13 protein-coding genes and 3 tRNA genes are annotated in these 16531 nt (G+C 65.3%); 6 read left to right on the top strand and 10 right to left on the bottom strand.

Translation table 11 applies throughout. The features are described 5' to 3' along the window. Nucleotides 1–265: 265 nt before the first annotated feature. On the top strand, nt 266–1444 hold the full coding sequence (locus tag ACFWGP_RS06895) for a Fic family protein (protein WP_376930480.1): 1179 nt from the start codon (nt 266–268) through the stop codon (nt 1442–1444). Here the strand turns inward: ACFWGP_RS06895 and mobF are convergent. From mobF to ACFWGP_RS06870, 5 genes are all read right to left on the bottom strand, one after another. Beyond that, nucleotides 1441–4086, bottom strand: coding sequence for a MobF family relaxase (gene mobF, locus ACFWGP_RS06890; protein ID WP_376930479.1), 2646 nt, complete (start codon nt 4084–4086; stop codon nt 1441–1443). The genes ACFWGP_RS06895 and mobF overlap by 4 nt on opposite strands. A 317-nt stretch (nt 4087–4403) precedes the next feature. Beyond that, the gene (locus ACFWGP_RS06885) at nt 4404–5201 is read right to left on the bottom strand and encodes a hypothetical protein (protein ID WP_376930478.1); all 798 of its coding nucleotides are present in this window, start codon (nt 5199–5201) and stop codon (nt 4404–4406) included. Between the two features lie 422 nt (nt 5202–5623). Next, nucleotides 5624–7444, bottom strand: coding sequence for a hypothetical protein (locus ACFWGP_RS06880; RefSeq protein ID WP_376930477.1), 1821 nt, complete (start codon nt 7442–7444; stop codon nt 5624–5626). A 50-nt stretch (nt 7445–7494) separates the two neighbouring features. Continuing rightward, nucleotides 7495–7953: an ABC-three component system middle component 2 gene (locus ACFWGP_RS06875; protein ID WP_376930476.1), complete on the bottom strand. Its 459-nt coding sequence runs from the start codon at nt 7951–7953 to the stop codon at nt 7495–7497. Between the two features lie 25 nt (nt 7954–7978). Then, nucleotides 7979–9091 carry an ABC-three component system protein gene (locus tag ACFWGP_RS06870; RefSeq protein ID WP_376930475.1) on the bottom strand — a complete coding sequence of 371 codons (1113 nt, stop codon included), beginning with the start codon at nt 9089–9091 and terminating at the stop codon, nt 7979–7981. Between the two features lie 276 nt (nt 9092–9367). Here ACFWGP_RS06870 and ACFWGP_RS06865 point away from each other — a divergent pair, with 276 nt between their 5' ends. Continuing rightward, nucleotides 9368–9997: a hypothetical protein gene (locus tag ACFWGP_RS06865; protein ID WP_376930474.1), complete on the top strand. Its 630-nt coding sequence runs from the start codon at nt 9368–9370 to the stop codon at nt 9995–9997. Nucleotides 9998–10285: 288 nt separating this feature from the next. On the opposite strand, the gene ACFWGP_RS06860 is transcribed toward ACFWGP_RS06865, so the two are convergent. Then, nucleotides 10286–10996 (bottom strand): hypothetical protein, encoded by a 711-nt coding sequence (locus tag ACFWGP_RS06860; protein ID WP_376930473.1) that lies wholly within the window; start codon nt 10994–10996, stop codon nt 10286–10288. Nucleotides 10997–11134: 138 nt separating this feature from the next. Here ACFWGP_RS06860 and ACFWGP_RS06855 point away from each other — a divergent pair, with 138 nt between their 5' ends. Next, on the top strand, nt 11135–11332 hold the full coding sequence (locus tag ACFWGP_RS06855; RefSeq protein ID WP_127794348.1) for an XRE family transcriptional regulator: 198 nt from the start codon (nt 11135–11137) through the stop codon (nt 11330–11332). Further along, entirely contained in the window at nt 11332–12618 is a 1287-nt protein-coding gene (locus ACFWGP_RS06850; protein ID WP_376930472.1) for a tyrosine-type recombinase/integrase, read from the top strand. Before ACFWGP_RS06855 ends, ACFWGP_RS06850 begins: the two co-directional genes overlap by 1 nt. A gap of 37 nt (nt 12619–12655) precedes the next feature. On the opposite strand, the gene ACFWGP_RS06845 is transcribed toward ACFWGP_RS06850, so the two are convergent. The 3 genes from ACFWGP_RS06845 to ACFWGP_RS06835 form a co-directional block, all read right to left on the bottom strand. Further along, nucleotides 12656–12728, bottom strand: a tRNA-Phe gene (locus tag ACFWGP_RS06845). Between the two features lie 70 nt (nt 12729–12798). Next, a tRNA-Asp gene (locus ACFWGP_RS06840) sits at nt 12799–12872 on the bottom strand. Nucleotides 12873–12924: 52 nt separating this feature from the next. After that, a tRNA-Glu gene (locus tag ACFWGP_RS06835) sits at nt 12925–12997 on the bottom strand. A gap of 299 nt (nt 12998–13296) precedes the next feature. Here ACFWGP_RS06835 and ACFWGP_RS06830 point away from each other — a divergent pair. Further along, nucleotides 13297–14544, top strand: a complete 1248-nt coding sequence (locus ACFWGP_RS06830; RefSeq protein WP_231429996.1) for a M23 family metallopeptidase — start codon at nt 13297–13299, stop codon at nt 14542–14544. Beyond that, nucleotides 14537–15862 carry a C40 family peptidase gene (locus tag ACFWGP_RS06825; protein WP_376930471.1) on the top strand — a complete coding sequence of 442 codons (1326 nt, stop codon included), beginning with the start codon at nt 14537–14539 and terminating at the stop codon, nt 15860–15862. The genes ACFWGP_RS06830 and ACFWGP_RS06825 overlap by 8 nt, the downstream gene beginning before the upstream one ends. A gap of 118 nt (nt 15863–15980) precedes the next feature. Here the strand turns inward: ACFWGP_RS06825 and ppa are convergent, their stop codons facing one another. Next, complete coding sequence (gene ppa / locus ACFWGP_RS06820) at nt 15981–16466, bottom strand: inorganic diphosphatase (protein ID WP_231429998.1); 486 nt, start codon at nt 16464–16466, stop codon at nt 15981–15983. Between the last annotated feature and the right edge of the window lie 65 nt (nt 16467–16531).

The raw sequence follows: 16531 nt of genomic DNA, 5'->3' as shown, positions 1-16531 counted from the left end.
TAGAACGCAGATGATTTAGACAATGCTGTTGACGAGCGGTCAAAAGCGGAGCGCAAATGACAATCGCTCTGTCAGCACAAACGCAATTGACAATGTTGTCCACAGATGGTCAAAAGCGGAGCGCAAATGACAATCGCATGTCAACGCAATTGCAAACGGTAATGGCATTGGCATTCGTTCGTCGCCGCGCAAACTCCAATCGCGCCCACTCCGATCAGATTGGAAATCACGAAACAAATGTCAATTGAGCCCCTAAGCTGACAATGTGGACCTAGACGCATTTGGTGCTTCCCCAGTTGGGACCCTGACTCCGATCAGCGGATACGATGCCCGATTCGATCGCTCCTACAATTACTTCGCCTTCGTTCCGGCCCCCCTGCCTGACGAGGTCACGCTAACCACCGAGACTGTATTCGTCATGTCGGAGGCCGATCGAGCGCTTGGGCAGCTGAACGCCCGAATTCACTTTCTCCCGAATCCAGATCTCCTTGTTCGTCCTGTGCTTGCAACGGAAGCGAAAGCGACCTCAGCCATCGAAGGAACCTTCGCAACCCTCGACGAAATCCTCACCGCTGAGTATGCGGACGGCACCCCCACCTACGAACTCCGTGAGATTCGTAACTACATTGCGGCCGCAACCGAGGGTCTCTCCCTGATTCAAAGCCTTCCTGTGAGCCGTCGAGTAGTCGAGGCTCTCCACCAAATCCTGATTCGTGGCACGCGTGGCGATGGGCACGATGCCGGCATGTTGCGCCAGAAGCAGGTGTTCGTGGGCGAGGAAGGCGCTCCAGTTGAGGACGCCAGGTTCGTTCCGGTCCCCAATGGACGAGCCCTTGAAGAGGGGTTCTCAGACTGGGAAAAGTGGGTGAACAATGACACGCATAGGATCCCCCTTCTCGCCAAGGTTGCGATGGCCCACTACCAGTTCGAGACTCTTCATCCTTTTTCTGACGGAAACGGCAGGCTTGGCCGACTGATCATTACGCTTCAGCTGATCGCAGCTGGCGAGCTCGAGCACCCCGTTCTGAATTTGTCTGCTTGGTTCGAGCCTCGAAAGGCCGAGTACATCGACGCACTTCGCGATGTGAGCGTCACGGGAGACTTCGACGCGTGGATTCGCGTGTTCTGCGAAGCGGTAGCGAGTAGGGCGAGGGCTGCCCTACGAGTGATCGATGCGCTCTTTGAGTACCGAGACACGATTGTTCGCGAGGCAGCACGAGCGGGTCATCGCCGTATCGGCATGGAAGTTGCTGACTTCGTCATCGCTAATCCTGTGTTTGTGATTGAAGACCTGCGCCGTGCACTGGGCGTTGCCACCAACACCGCTGCCCGGCGGGTATCTGAACTTGTGGAGTTGGGTGCGGTACGTGAGATCACTGGTGAAACGTACGGCCGGATCTACTTCGCGCGGGCAGTGGCACGAATCTTGGAGGAGACTACCTAACTCAAGCTGAGGCCTGCGTCCGGCGTCCTTCTGGGCGCCGTGTTGGGCGCGAGCCCAAGCACTGACGAGCGCGCAGCCGCCCTAGCTCTCGTGAGCCCGCGGTCGGCGCGATCCCGAACCATCGCAACGACGAACTGCTCCCGCGCGTCATCGACATCCGCTGCCACGAGGTGCACACGGTTCATGTACCGCCCCCGCGTCGTCCCCACGTAGACACTTGCAGCACCGATCGCATCGCCGACCACTGTGTGCGACTCGTCCGAGGTCATGCCCTGCACACCGTGAGCTGTCGCGGCGTACGCGAGATGCGTGTGCTCGGACACGTACTCGGCTGGCAGTCGCACTGACCGCGGGCGATAGCCAGCGGCGTGCTCGGTGGCCCACACGGCGCCATCCTCGCCCACGCTCCGAACGATCCACACTTGGCGATTCGTCACCCGCACGCCAGAGTGGTTCCGCCGCGTCTGAATCACGTCGCCGCGCCCAATGCTCAGCCCGTCGCGCCCGATCACAATGCGCCCGTCATCGACATCGCCGGCCCGCACGCGCGCCTCGCGAATCCGCGCATTCAACTCGCGCGCCTCGTCATTCGTCGCAACGGTCATCGCGCAACCCTCGTGCCACTCGCGCGCAAGCGCCTCGAGCTGCGCATCCGGGCTCTCATGAATGGCAACGAGACCGAGCGCGCACAGCCGATCGAACACCGACTCCGGATGATCCCCTCGCCGCATCTGCACGGTGAGCGCGGCGTACTTCGGGTCGACGAATCGGTGCACGGCCGTCATACGGTGCACGCGGGGGAGGAGTTGCGCGGCCATCTCGAGTACGCCACCGCGGCCGACTGCCGAGAGCTGCGCATGGTCGCCGACCAGCGCGACCGCGGCGCCGGCCGCATCGGCGATGATCAGCAGCGCGAGCGCGGAGTCCTGGTCGAGCATGCCCGCCTCGTCGACGACGATTCGCTCGCCGCGGCGCAGTCGAGCAGGTGCCGCAGGGCCGGCGTACGCGGCATCCGTGTCAGGGTCGCGGTCGCCGATGGCGAGCCGCGTCCACACGCCGTCGCGATTCCACCGCCACCCGTGCTCGTGCACGAGTTTGGCGACGCTGTCGGCCGCAACCCCGAGCTCCTGATGCGCTACGTCGGCCGCCTTCTTCGTCGGCGTGACCACGCGGGTCCTGCGACCCTGCATCGCCGCCGCCTTGATCGCGGCGGCGAGCATCGTCGTCTTGCCCGCGCCGGCCGCACCCTCCACTACGGCGAGCGATTGGGTGGATGCCACGGCCGCGGCTGCGCGCGCCTGTGCCGGGTCGAGTCGGAGTCGCTGTGCAATGCGCGGCAGGTCCGGCGTGCGCACCTGCGGCCGCTCGGCGCGGGCGGTCAGCAGATCGCGCAGTCGCGTCTCGACGGCGATGACGTGCGCGCTCGTCAGGTGCGCGACGTGCTCAGGACGTGGCCCATCGGGCGGCAGCACCGACAGGCAGTTCTCCTCGGCGAGCTCGGTGGCGAGTATGACGAACTCGCGCAGCGGCGTCGGGTCGGCACGCACGCCGGCCTCGGTCACGAGGTGCGACACGTGCTCCTGGATGTCGTGCACCGTCCATGTCGACGCGGCGGCGGCGCATCGATCGAGCGCGCGGGACGCGACATCCTGCACGCTCAGCTCATCGAGCGCGACGGCTCGTTGCGCCCGCACGCGTTCGAGATCAGGTCGATAGCCGGATGCCTCGAGCTCGCGTCGCCACGCATCCTCGCTGCCGAGCCGGGTCGGCTTCTTGTGCGGCCGCTCGTGATCCCACGCCATCGCGGTCAGTCGCGACATCGCGGCTGGTCCTGGTTCCTGGCCCGGATGCGCCGTTCGCCATGCCTTCTCGAAGCGAGCCAGGTTGCGCGCAACCTGCTCGGCACGCTTGCTCATCGCCGCGTTGAACGACTGCAGTTCGGTGGCCTCGGCCGTCACCGGATCGAGCGTGAGGCCGTGCGCGTCGAGGGTCGCCGCGAGCTGCGGGTGAGCTGCGATCACGGCTGTGCCGAGCGCGCGGATCGCACCTTGCTGCCGGAACAGCGCCGCCGTGTCGAGACCTCGCCATGTGGCATCCGCCCAGACTCGCGTGCCGATCTGGAAGTGGATGTGCCGGTGCGGGTCGCCCGCTCGCGAGGTCTTGTGTGAGACCGCGACCGTCTCGAGCTGCTCGACCGGCACCACCCGCTGCCCGCCGCGCGGGCCGACCCGCGTGACCGAGTGCTGGCCGAGCCAGACGCGGATCTCGGCGACCGCATCGCGCTGCGCCGCATCGAGAGCATCGGATACCTCGGGGTGCAGTGCCGCGGCGATCGACAGCGATTTCGGCGCGTTCACGACCATCTCGGCGAACCGCGGTGATCCGTGGCGAGCGTCGCCGGCGTGGCGGGGTGTACCCATCGACTCGCCGGTAAGCGGGTTGATCCAGTCGACCCACTGGGCGTACTGGTCGGGGATGAGTGCGCCCTCGCCGATCAGGTCGCCGTTGCCGTCGACGACGGAGAACTCGGCCAGCGCCGTGCCGCCTTCGAGGTAGTAGTCGTCGGCGCGGGAGCGATCGGACTCGAGGTAGCGGCGCGCGTCGGCCCCGGAACCTCGGTACAGGATCACTCCACCACGCATCGCCTTCCTCCGAGCAAACTCAGGTTCTTGCAACTACCTATGGTAGCATACGTCCATCCATTCTGAAGCGGATGGATGGACGTATGCGCGTGACCGTAGAGCAACCTTGGAGCAGTTCGCATAGGTGCCCTTTGGCGGAGCATCGTCGTAGTGATCAGCTGCATGTGAGGATTGCGCCATTGAGTCGTTGACTGATCCTCATTCGGGCAGTGCCCGTGAGTGGACCATTCGTGCACGGATTGGCTGATGCCCCGCGGCAGCTGGGCTGTTCCCGCTGGGAGCGATGCACAGAACGAGCTTTGCCCGGGGGGAGCTTCCTAGTGTTCGACGACCCACTCCTCGTACCAACGAGGTCCGTCGCCTTCGAGGCCGTCGAACTTACTGCCGTCGATGTTCCCGGCGGCGCGAAACGCATAGTCCGGCAGCTCTGACCGTGCGATGAGTTCGCCATCGTCGTAGTCAGGTCCGTGAGACAAGAACACACGGTCGCTCGGCTGGGTCGTGCGTGCGAGGCGACGATCGCGGCGAACTGCGTCGCGACGGCGCTCCTCTGCCTTGAGGTCCCGCTCGCTCATGTTGAATCTCACGTTGCGCTCAAGCTGGTTGGGTCCGGTCACGTCGCTGGTGAAGCCCGCCAGAAGCGCACCGGCGATGAACGCGCCGTTGGTGAGATAGTCGCCTCGGAGCTCTTCTGCCAGGTGCTTGAGTCCATAACTCGAACGTGAGCGGTTCAGGCCCTTTAGCGGTGTAACGCTCTCGATCAGCCAGTCGTGGACCCACCGGATCGCCTCGAGCTCGCCGCGCAAATACTCGCGCAGCTCGGTGAGCTTCATGTCGCGTTCCTGAGGCGAGAGGGCGAAGTACTTGCGCGTGCCGAACGCGGTACCCCGGATACCGTCCATGCCGACGCTTGTGAGCTGCGGCCAGTCCTGCATGAGCAGCGCGAGCCGGCGTTCAAAGTCGTCCGCCGAGCGAAGGGCAGCCCAGTTCGTGAACCCGGCCTCCTGCGCGATGAGGTGCTGTGTCCTCTGCAGGGAGCGCGCCTCTTCCGGCGGAGTGCGGTGCTCCTTGAGTCGCTGGCGGGCGAGAATCTTGAAAGCGCGAACGGAATCCATGTGATGTCACTTTCCGGCCCGGCATAGTCGCTCGCATAGACAGCCGAACCGCGGTGAGATCACAGATGGTTCGTGAGGTACTGCTGGAACTGGCGAAGCCTTCGCGCGAGCCGCGGGCATGTCCCTATGCCCGGGGCCAGTGTACATGGCACCCAAATCTCCCGCTCAGGTTACCGATCCGCCTCGAGTATCGTTTCCTCCGTTTCGGCTGCCGGAGCTCGTCCGGCGATGCGCGAAACGGGAGCGTCGCGTGCGACCGCCAGCGAGCGCGTAGGCCATCCGCCGTGCGTGTGGCGCAGGTGAGTCAACGGCTCCCAGGAGCGTCGACCAGACATCTCACGGATGCGGTTGCGTGCGCCGCGTTTGAGGGGCGCCCGTTGGGCTCATCTGGGGCGCGACTCTATTGATGCCCTGCCGTGGGCCTACTCCGACGCAGTGGGTGAGGATGGCGCATATGGGAAGAACCCATATCGCAACGACCCTGAAGTCGACTTGCTGAACTCAATCTCTTCGAGACCCCCACCCTGAGATGCCGGCGGGTTCACATTCTCCATAACGATGACTTGAACATTCGATGCGAGATCCTCAACGGACGCGTAGAAGCGCGCGGCGAAGTCCGGTGGAAGGAGTGATGCTTCGTCGCTGAGATCTTCGTCGCCATTCTTCGGCGGCTTGTATGTCACGAGCGGAGAGTCGAGCACGACAAATCCGGGATGCGGCAGCCCCTTCGACACACAGTACTGGGCGAGTGCAATCGTGAACGCCGCATGGAGAACAGCTCGCACGCCTTTTCCGTGGCCCGATCGGAGTTGGCCGTCAGCCACGATGTCATTTGCTGCCCGGTCGTACTTGGAGTGCTCGGCGTCAGGATAGCCCCACTGGGTGAGCACATCCGACACTTGCGAGGAGAACGCATCGATGGTGAGCAGTCCTATCGATTCGGCTTGTGCAGCCTTTTCTGCGGTAGTTTCCGCCTGGATGTCGGCAAGTAGCGTTCGGTATGTAGTCAGCTGGTCCCATAGAGCCAAGGACTTCTCGACTTCGAGCCGCAGATCTTGAAGCTCGCGGATTTCAGTTAGCGCCGGCGCATGACTGGCGTCCAGCTCCCTCAGGGCTTGTTCTCGCTCGCGCAGAATGCTGAGGTTGCGCGAGTGCTCCTCGCGAATGCTCACTTGATCGGTTTCCAGATCAGACAGTGTCTTCCGCAGATCTTCATGAAGTCGTGAGGTCTTCTCGATCTCCGACTTCACTGCATCCGCAAACGGGACTGATTCCTGATGCGCAAATTCGTGCTTCGATGAATCGCTCACGGTGCTTCCGCAGAACGGGCAGACTGCCGTGGAGAAGAATCCGAGGAGGCTGCCAACTTCTGAAATCATGTCTAGTCGCGAGAGATCCGAGGCGTACTGCGTATCGAGCAGACCGAGTCGCGCGGCCAGGGCACGCGTGTTGAGGAAGTCGGCACGTAGGGCCTTCACGTCGCCCTCAGACTTAGTTACCAGCTCCAGTGCTTCAGCACGCGCCCCAACGGCGTCACTCACCAAACTGTTTAGACTCGTCGTGCTCGCGTTGATGCGTGAGAGCTGGTCGCGCAGCTCAGATTCTTCTGCCACGCCGTGGAGTTTCAGGTCGACGTCGCGGATGAGCGTTTCCACCACTTCTGCCTTCGCCGCCTTCGCGCGCTTCTGCTGTGGTGTCGCCGAGATCGCGGTCAGGTCGGAGTCATCTCGGCCCTCTAGCAAGAGCTTGAGAACCGACAGTTCTTTCGTGCGGGTGGTCGGGCTTATGCCGGTGTAAACCGGCTCAAGCTCAGATTGCATCTGTGTTTCATCGACTACCGCGAAATGAGCGAGGTTGCGGAAGCTAAGAGAGTCTGTCTCATTACGAGCATTCCTCCTGATCTTTAGCCCGTCGAAACCCGTCAGTTTCAGAAGAAAGCGTGAGAGATTATCGTCCGTCACCGCATTGTGCTGAGTCGCCAGAGTTTGCTCAGGAGGGAACGTTGGCGTGGAGCGGATGTCTCCTTCATACAGAGAAACTCGTCCGCCTTTGATTGGGCGTGCGAGAGTAAAGTTCTCGCCGGCGATTGTCTTTAGGCCGAGAAGCACGTGCGAATAGGGCTCCAGGCCTTTGACTACCTTGAGCTTCTTGCTGCCGAGCGCGAAGTCGATGGCGTCGACGATAAACGACTTCCCAGTGTCAGACGGCCCGTGAATTACCGACAGTGCTGGACCGAAGCCCACGGACGCGGGCTCGACGTTTGTCCCGGCGAGAGTGAGATGGGTAAGCCGAATCAATGAGTCTCCAAGTAGTCAGTAGCATCGGCGGCGCTGAACTCCTCGGACCGGTCGCCGAGAAGTTCAGCGATCCGCGACCGGAGTTCGAGGTCGGACGCCTCGGAAAACGTGTCACAGACCCAATTAGCGCGTTGCGCCAATTCAACGTAGTAGTCAGCTGTCAGCAAGGACAGAAAGCCCGGCGCGTTCTCGGAGGCGCGAAACTCAATCCCGCCCGCGGTGGCGTGAACCTCCGCAAGGCCTACCCGGCATGCAAACTCAACACCATCGCTGATTAGGCTTCGTTTCATCCCGAGTTCTCCACTTCGCAAGGGAAGCTCAGGGTGGAGGCTCGGTGGGCCCCCTAGATCGGCGGTATGAAGCAGGGCATGATCCAGAAGCACAAGGCGTGCAATGTCCAGATGCGACGGAAACGCGGCCGTCAACAACGCACTGACCCGTACGCCGATCTCCAAACCTCCATTCAAGGGGCTCCCCATCTCAACGCACCCACTTCAGCCGGTCGTCGTTAGCGAGATGGTGGCACACCCCGCGGCGGTCCTCCGGACCAGTAATCTCAACGAGGCGTTGGCTGTCGAGTTGCACGTTTGTGGCCTGCGTGAGCACCGCCGTGAGCCGTTCGCGCCCTGTCTGGTAGTCAGCTTCCGCTACTTCGATGACACCTTCGTGCATATGGTCGACGAGTCGGTCGAAGGTACCGGGCGGGACCGAGTCGCGCGCGTACATTCGGAGAGCCTCTGCGCTGTAGAAAGCCCGACGTTGGCGTTGGAAATGGCTTGAGTGGTCAGCGTGGTCTGGCAGGTCGGCGACGCTCATGTCTGCTGAGCCGGTCGCCTCGCGGTACACACGCATCAGTTCTTCAACGTAACGCGCCTCACTGGTTTCGAGTTCAGCCGGTGGCGCGTCGACTGGCCCTCGCTGTGGAAGGGCCGTGCCGAAGCGGAATGCGTGGTACCGCGTTTTAGCGTGACCTGTTAGGAGCTCTGTGAGCTGAGTTGCCGTGAACATCGAGAAGTCCGTCCTCTCGGCCAACTTCCTCACGGCCGCGAGGGTGTCGATTGCGACACCCGCGACCTGCGGCGTGCCATCGGAGATCGCCTGGAGAAACTTCTCCTTCAATTCAGTCGGATGGCTGATGAGGCGGTTGAGCGTGGGCCCTGCTCCGCGCGGTGCCACGAAGAAGTATTTGCGCGGCAAGGTGTAATGATCCAGGCATACGTGTCCGAACATCTTGAGCATCTCGGCGTAGGCGGTCGCGGGAGTTAGCGCGTCGACGTAGTGCTTTGCCTGGTAGCAATCCCACTCACCCTCAAGGTGGTCGTCGCTGAGGAACCCCGCGATGTCGATGCCTTGGTCGCCGCTGCCCCCGATGCGCTTCACCTGGATGTATTCGGGGTGAAGGGAGTGTGCCCACTCGAGGATGAACTGCTCCCATTGATCCGGGTCATAGAAATACACGCGATGCTCCGGGGGCACGGGGGGGCCCGATCCGAGACCGAGCGCCTGCGCATCGGGGGCTGCGAGGTCCACCGCCACGATGGGCGTAACCGCAGGGTTCGACATAGCTGGCACGACTTCCGGGGTCAGAAACATGTGGTCCGCCTTGACCACCGACTTGGCTGATCCTATAGCTCGTTGAGGTCGGTGAAGTTGACCGCCACGGAGGAGTGCTCGGTCCATGGTGGAGTGAGGACCGCACGCGCTGCAGGCGACCGAGTCCGTTGTGTGCCGTCCGTGAACGAGTAGAGAAACTCCTCTTGGGTCGCCGGAGGTTGTTTCTCTCGAAGTTCGAGCAATGGGCCATAGGACGGGCGCGCTTGATCTGGCCGCGCGCGCACGAAGGCGCGTTCGAGACCCGATGATTGGCATGTGACTGATCAAACATGGATCGAGCGTGATGTCCCCGTTGGCGTGCGCCTCGCGCTCGGGGACCTCGTTCTCGCTGCAGCCGACCTCGAGCGGTATGCCTACGACATCGCAGCGGTATTCCGCATTTCGGCACCAGAGCGTCAGCCAGCGAAGCGGATCGTCGGCCTCATTCAGGCTCGCGTCGGCGAGCTCGGAACACCGCCCTGGGCCTCTGTCAGCCGCGAAGCCCTTCTCGCGTGGTGCCTGGAAGCCCGCGACGTGCTCACAGAACGGGACCGACACATTCACGCCTCGATGACGTTCATGAGAAACGATGACTCTTCGGGTTGGTATCCGGCACGAGCGACAATCCGCGACGGAGCAGAAGTGGAGATGGATGTTGAGTACCTTCGGGACCTGGTCATGCGGCTACTCGACGCTCGCAACAGTGCGCTACAGATCTTTCGGAGACGGCTGACCTTTCCCCCGTCCCCTTCCCACAGCTACTACCGGATTCCCGATTACGTACCGATCGATGGGCAGACGAGAACGTCGAATGACGAGTTGAATCCAGACTGGACTGCTTGGATAGGTCGCGCCGGCGCGACCTACTCTCACGCGGCCCACGAACGTAGCCGGGTAGCTCGATAGCCGCCACGATGGAATTTGGCCATCCAATAGATGATGCGGGAGTGCCGATCGAACGCTGCGGGCATGGAAGCCCATCCTTAGCCGCCGGTCGGCCGACTTCGACCGGACCCACCTTGGTGTGCGAGCTGTCCTTTCGGTTACCTCGCTCAGTGAAGTTGGCCCTAGAGCAGCGCCAACTTCAGCAGTGGGCCCGTCCGGTAGCGGCGATCAGGTGGGTCTCTAGGTGCCGATCCGCTTTGCTTCGTTTCGGAGCTGCCGCAGAGTGTGGCCTCCGACTCCGTGGTGTTGCTAGCCCGCCCGCCCGCGTCGCCCCGGCGGCAGGAGTCCGCGCTCGCGGGCCTTCGTGATCCAACCCTGTGCGGTCGACAGCGCGACCCCATTGATCTCCGCCATCGTGGCGCTCGGGTTCGCGTCGCCCTGCTGCGTCAGCTGGCCGTGCTGCAGGGCGACAAGCTCGTAGAAGTCGGGGGTCTTCTTCGGGTCGCCGAGCGGGTTGAGCAGGTCGCGCTCGCGGATCTTGTGGCCTGAGGGCAGCACGATCTTGCCGCCGGTGATCGTCTCCGTGCGCTTCATCGCGAAGAGGCGCTTGTTGATCGCGGCCTCGATGCGGGCGGTGGGCAGCTCACGGAGGAGTTGGCTCGTGATCGGGTCGCCCGGGCGCCAGGGGAGGTAGATCACGCCGGTGATGCGGATCTCCTCGGGCACGGCGAGAAGCTGGCGCTGCAGGCGGATCATTACGCGGGTGTGCGTGGCTTCGTGCTCGAGGTAGCGCCAGCGTCCGTCGATCGTCTCGTTCTCGTCAGAGGTGCGCTGGCCTTCGGCCTGCGAGTCGGTCGTGATGCTGTCGTCGTAGCCGAGCACCGCGTCGATCTTTGCGCTCGCATCGTCGTCGCGCTCACCGGGAAACCGGCTGGGCAGGTACCAGCCATCGGGCAGGTCTTCGGCGAGCAGCAGGTCGTCGTGCGACTGGTCGCCAGGGCGGTGCGGGGAGTCCGGCATGCGACGAGTCTAGTCACTAACTCAGATACTTGCCGAAATCTGCGACGCTGTGGTAATCTCAGGTACTTGCAAATAGCCGCGCGTGGGTCGGCATGCACGAGATGCCAGCCGGCGGCCGATGAGTCGAGGAGGAACGTCATGGCCGACACCGCGTGGAGGGTCGAGTACCTGAGCCGAGTCGAGGCGGCTGAGCGGTGTCGCATTCCGGTCTCGAGCTTCGACAAGCTGCGCCACGACGGACTCATCCCCGAGCCCGACGCACGCATGGGCAAGCACCTGCTCTGGAGCGCCGACACGATCGACGAGCTGCTCGCCCGGGGTGGAACGGAACACTGATGGCCGGGCGGCCGACGAAGGACACCCCGTCGCGGGTCGATCCGCGCACGGGTCGGCCGCTGCCCGAGGGCATCCGCTGGCGCGCCGACCGGCAGCGGTACCAGATCCGCGTCGTCGGCCCGAGCGTCGAGGGCGGCGCCGCCGAGCGGTCGCGCACCTTCTTGACGCTCGCCGAGGCCAAGCGCGAGCTTGCCAAGATGGTCGCCGGCCGCAACCCGAACGGGTCGATGACGCTCGACCAGTGGTACGACAAGTACTGGCCGGCGATCGAGTCGTCCATCCGCCCGGCGACGGCCCGCAGTTACGGCGTCGCTTGGCGGCTGCGCGTGAAGCCGAGTCTCGGCCGGCACCGGCTCGACGAGATCACCTCTCCCATGATCGAGTCGGCGATGGTCGCGTGGTCGGGCGGGGCATCCGCCAAGAACGACGCGCTCGCGGTGCTCTCGCGGTTGCTCGACGGCGCGCGCCGTTCGCGGTTCATCGACTACAACCCGGCCCGCGAGGTGAAGCGGCCGAGCATGCGCGAGTCGATCTCGCCGGTGTCGCGGGCGCTCACGCTCGAGCAGATCAGCAGGCTGCTCGGCCTCATCCCCGACGGCGTCTACCGCCGCTACTTCGCCGCCCTCGTCTACACGGGCATGCGCGCGGGGGAGGCGACCGCGCTGCGCGTCGGCGACGTCGACTTCGGGCGCGGCGTCATCCGCGTCAGTCGCTCGCTGAGTCCGGGCATGCGCGGCGAGCTCATCGAACAGTCGCCCAAGAGCCACAAGTCACGGGATGTCCCGCTGATCGACGCGCTCCGCCCGTACGCCGAAGCTGCCGCGCGCGGCAAGCGGGGGAGCGACCTGCTCTTCGACGGCCCTGACGGCGGACGCCTCACGAATCACAACGCCCGCCGCGCGGTGGGCTGGGAGGAGCTGCGTGAAGCGATCGGTCGGCCCGACCTGCGTATACACGACCTGCGGCACACGTTCGCGACGATCCTGTTCGACGCCGGTGCCACCGCGCCTGACGTGCAGGCGACCCTCGGCCATTCGAGCCTGCAGGTCACCGAGCGCTACTCACGTGCTCGCGAAGGCGTCGCGATCCGAGCCGGCGCAGCACTCAATGACGCGCTCAAGCGAGCCGACGAAGGCACCGATGCGAGCAGAGCCAAGCCCGGCACCAAGAGCGAAGCCAAGCCAGCCCACCCAGAACCAGAAATGGCACAACGCCGAACCAGGCGAACTCTTAATGGCACATTAATGGCACAGCCTCACGAGCGACCTCGAGGAATGTCCCTCTGACACGAAAAAACCCCCGGTAAACCGGGGGTTTTGACTGTGGCTCCGACCGGCATCGATCCGGTGACCTTTCGATTTTCAGTCGAACGCTCTACCAACTGAGCTACAGAGCCTCGAGGTGCGAAAGCATCTCGATAAGGAGAAAGCCCCTTCTCTCGTAAGGGAAAGGGCTTGTCGCCTGAGCGACCCTGACGGGACTTGAACCCGCGACCTCCGCCGTGACAGGGCGGCACGCTAACCAACTGCGCCACAGGGCCTCGTAGTGAGAAATCTCACCGAGACTGTTCAATTGTACTTGCCATTTTTCAGTGACCCCAACGGGATTCGAACCCGTGCTGCCGCCGTGAAAGGGCGGTGTCCTAGGCCACTAAACGATGGGGCCGGAGGTCTTGCCTGGGGCATGACCGCCGACAAGCAAGCATACGTGCTGATTCGCGAGAGTGCAAAACGAGCGGCGCGATGCCTCGCGGCGGCCTGGTTCGCCGGGTTCACGGGTGTCCGTCGACGAGTTCGGGGAGCGCCGAGGCATCCGTGGACATGCCCCTGAAATCCCCGGATTCGGCTTCGCCCGTGCCTATCGTGAAGGCTGCCACTGCCTGCATTCGAGAGCGAGGAGCGCGGGGAACCCGAGGCCCGCGTGGACGGGGAACCATGGACCGCACCACACCACGTACGAGCGCCGTGCGACGACTACTGGCCGGCGCCCTGCTCGTCTCGGTCGCCGTCGTCGGAGCGGTGGCGTCACCGCAGGCCGCCTTCGCCGCCGACTATCCCACGTGGGACGAGGTCGAGCAGGCGAAGGCCGACACCGCCGCCGGCGCCGCGGCGGTCGAGGAGATCGAGGGCCTCATCGGGCAGCTCGAGGTGAACGTGGCCGAGACGAGGGCCGAGGCCGAACGCCGCACCGACGACCTCATGGTCGCGCAGCAGAAGTACGACGACGCGGTGACCAAGGCCGCGCGCATCCAGGCAGAGGCCGACGCCTCGGCGAAGGAGGCCGCCGACGCCGAGCGCAACGCCGGCCAGGTCGCCGCGCAGCTGTATCGCAGCGGCGCGGGCGACCTCAGCGTCAACCTGTTCCTCGAGGCCGGCGACGCGAAGTCGACCGATGCGCTGCTCTCGAAGCTCGGCAGCATGAACCAGATGGTTGAGCGCTCCAGCGAGGTGTACAGCCTCGCGCAGGAGAAGCAGAACGCGGCGGCGGCGCTCGGCGACCAGGCCGAGGTCGCCAAGGCCGAGCGCGAGAAGCTGCGCATCGCCGCCGAGGAGGCGCTGCGCGCCGCGCAGGAGGCGCAGGCGCAGGCCGAGGCCGCGCTCGCCGAGTCGCAGGCGAAGAAGACCGAGCTCGAGGCGCAGCTCAAGTTCCTGAAGGACGCCGAGGCGAAGACGACCGCCGCGTACGAAGAGGGCGAGCGCAAGCGCAAGGAAGAAGAGGAGCGCCGCCGCAAGGAGGAGGAGCGCCGCCGTCGCGAGGCGATCGAGAACGGCAGCGCCGGCGGGGTCGCAACGTCGGGCTGGGCGCTCCCGGCCTCGGGTTGGATCTCGGGCGGCTACGGTCCCCGCGAGGTCATCTGCGAGAACGGGTACTGCTCGAACTCCTTCCACTACGCGACCGATCTCGCCACCGGGTGCTGGTCGCCGATCTACGCGGCCAACAGCGGCGTCGTGACGTACGCCGGCTGGTCGGGCAGCTACGGCAACTTCGTGAAGATCGACCACGGGGGCGGCATCTCGACCGGGTACGCGCACATCGTCGACGGCGGCCTGCTCGTCGGCTACGGCCAGTGGGTGTCGGCGGGGCAGCAGATCGCCTGGACCGGCACGACCGGCGCGTCCACGGGCTGCCACCTCCACTTCGAGGTGTACGACGGATGGAACCGCATCGATCCCGTGCCGTTCATGGCCGCGAGGGGCGTCTACCTTGGCTGAGCAGCGTACCGGTCCCATCTCGCGGAGCTCGGCGGCGGCCTTCTCGGCGGCGGTCGCCGTCGGCGCGGTGACGGCGTCGGTCGGACTGGTCGGGTCGCCGGCGGCGGCCGAGCCCGACTACCCGACCTGGGGCGAGATCGAAGCAGCCAAGCAGAACGAGTCGGCGAAGCTCGCCGAGATCGACCGGCTCGGCGGGCTCATCGCCGGGCTGCAGCAGACGGCGGATGCCGCGGTCGAGGTCTCGATGAAGGCCGACGAGGCCTACCGCCAGGCGATCGACGCGCGCGACACCGCCCTCGTACGCGAGCAGTCGCTCGGCCGCCAGGCCGACGAGGCCGAGGCGGTCGCCGAGATCTCGAAGATGCGCGCCGGGCTCATCGCTGCGCACCTCGCCCGTTCGGGCGGCGGCGATCTCACGAGCGAGCTCATGTTCGCCCCCGACCGCGCCGACGACCTGCTGCACCAGCTCGGCACGGCCGCGAAGCTCGGCGAGCAGGCACAGGGGCTCTACGAGCAGGCGCGAGCCGACCGCAACTCGGCCGCCTCGCTGCGCGAGCAGGCCGAGCAGGCTGCCGACGAGCGCGAGCGGCTCGCGGAGGTCGCCGAGACGCGCGCCGATGAGGCCCGTGCGGCCGCCGACGCGGCGACCGCCGCCGTGGCCGAGGCGGAGCAGCGGTCGGTCCAGCTCTACGCCCAACTCGCGTCGCTCAAGGACACGACCGCCGAGCTCGAGCGTGAGCGCGTCGAGGGGCAGGCCCGGGAGGCGGCCCAGGCCGCGCTCGAGGAGCAGGAGCGCCGGGAACGCGAGGAGCGTGAGCGCGAGGAGCGCGAGCAGGACGCTCGCGACGACGCCGCAGCGGGGAACGGCGGCACTGGTGGCGGCAGCGCCCCTGCTCCGGCCCCGCCGCCCAGGCCCGCCCCGCCGCCGGCTCCGGCACCGCCGAATCGCAGCGCCGTCGAGTCGGCGATCTGGTTCGCGAGCCAGCAGCTCGGCGAACGCTACGTGCTCGGCGGCGCCGGCCCCGACGTGTGGGACTGCTCGGGCCTCACCAAGGGCGCCTACGCTTACGCGGGCATCGGCATCGGCACGCACTCGGCGACGAACCAGTACTACACGCTCGCCGCGCGCGGCAAGGCGGTGCCGCTCGGCAGCATCGAGCGCGGTGACCTGCTCTTCTGGGGCTCGGGCGGCGACTACTACCACGTGGCGATCTACCTCGGCGGCGGTCGCATCCTCGAGGCGCCGCGCGAGGGCGTGCCCGTGCGCGAGTACTTCATCTGGGGGAGCCCCTCGGCGGCCGCCCGCCCGGCGGGCTGAGGCTTCGAGGGTCGCTGCGCTCCTCCTCGACCCGGTGGGCAGGCGAAAGGGGGCGAGCCGCACGGCCCGCCCCCTTTCGCTGCCCGGATGCCGCGAGGCATCCCGAAGTTTCGACCGGTCAGTGACCGGGGAACGCCTCGATCGCCTTCTGGATGAGCGCCTCGGCCTCGGCCGCGTTCGCCCAGCCCTCGGTCTTGACCCACTTGCCGGGCTCGAGGTCCTTGTAGTGCTCGAAGAAGTGCTCGATCTCCTTGCGCGTGAACTCGGGGATCGAGTCGACGTCCTGGATGTGGTTCCAGCGCGGGTCGCCCGCGGGCACCGCGATGACCTTCGCGTCGCCGCCGCCGTCGTCGGTCATGTGGAAGACGCCGACCGGGCGCACCTTGACGCCGACGCCCGGGAAGAGCGGGTACTCGAGCAGCACGAGCACGTCGAGCGGGTCGCCGTCGTCGCCGAGGGTGTTCTCGAAGAAGCCGTAGTCGGTCGGGTAGACGAACCCGGTGTAGAGCACGCGGTCGAGGAAGACCCGGCCGGTCTCGTGGTCGACCTCGTACTTGTTGCGGCTCCCCTTGGGGATCTCGATGACGGCGTTGTACTCGCCCATATGGCTCTCCTTGCGATGGAAGTCTGCGCTGTTGCGACAGCATGGCCGGGCGCTCGGCGCGCGGC

This window comes from Agromyces sp. NPDC127015 (genome assembly GCF_042725165.1).
In the GTDB taxonomy this organism is placed as follows: Bacteria; Actinomycetota; Actinomycetes; order Actinomycetales; family Microbacteriaceae; genus Agromyces; species Agromyces chromiiresistens.
This window is presented reverse-complemented; position numbering and strand designations above follow the sequence as displayed.

What these genes read in the sequence shown, in the direction of transcription:
- ppa (WP_231429998.1), bottom strand. Translation starts at nt 16,466, where the DNA reads ATGGGCGAGTACAACGCCGTCATCGAGATCCCCAAGGGGAGCCGCAAC.
- ACFWGP_RS06885 (WP_376930478.1), bottom strand. Translation starts at nt 5,201, where the DNA reads ATGGATTCCGTTCGCGCTTTCAAGATTCTCGCCCGCCAGCGACTCAAG.
- ACFWGP_RS06850 (WP_376930472.1), top strand. Translation starts at nt 11,332, where the DNA reads ATGGCCGGGCGGCCGACGAAGGACACCCCGTCGCGGGTCGATCCGCGC.
- ACFWGP_RS06855 (WP_127794348.1), top strand. Translation starts at nt 11,135, where the DNA reads ATGGCCGACACCGCGTGGAGGGTCGAGTACCTGAGCCGAGTCGAGGCG.
- ACFWGP_RS06860 (WP_376930473.1), bottom strand. Translation starts at nt 10,996, where the DNA reads ATGCCGGACTCCCCGCACCGCCCTGGCGACCAGTCGCACGACGACCTG.
- mobF (WP_376930479.1), bottom strand. Translation starts at nt 4,086, where the DNA reads ATGCGTGGTGGAGTGATCCTGTACCGAGGTTCCGGGGCCGACGCGCGC.
- ACFWGP_RS06870 (WP_376930475.1), bottom strand. Translation starts at nt 9,091, where the DNA reads ATGTTTCTGACCCCGGAAGTCGTGCCAGCTATGTCGAACCCTGCGGTT.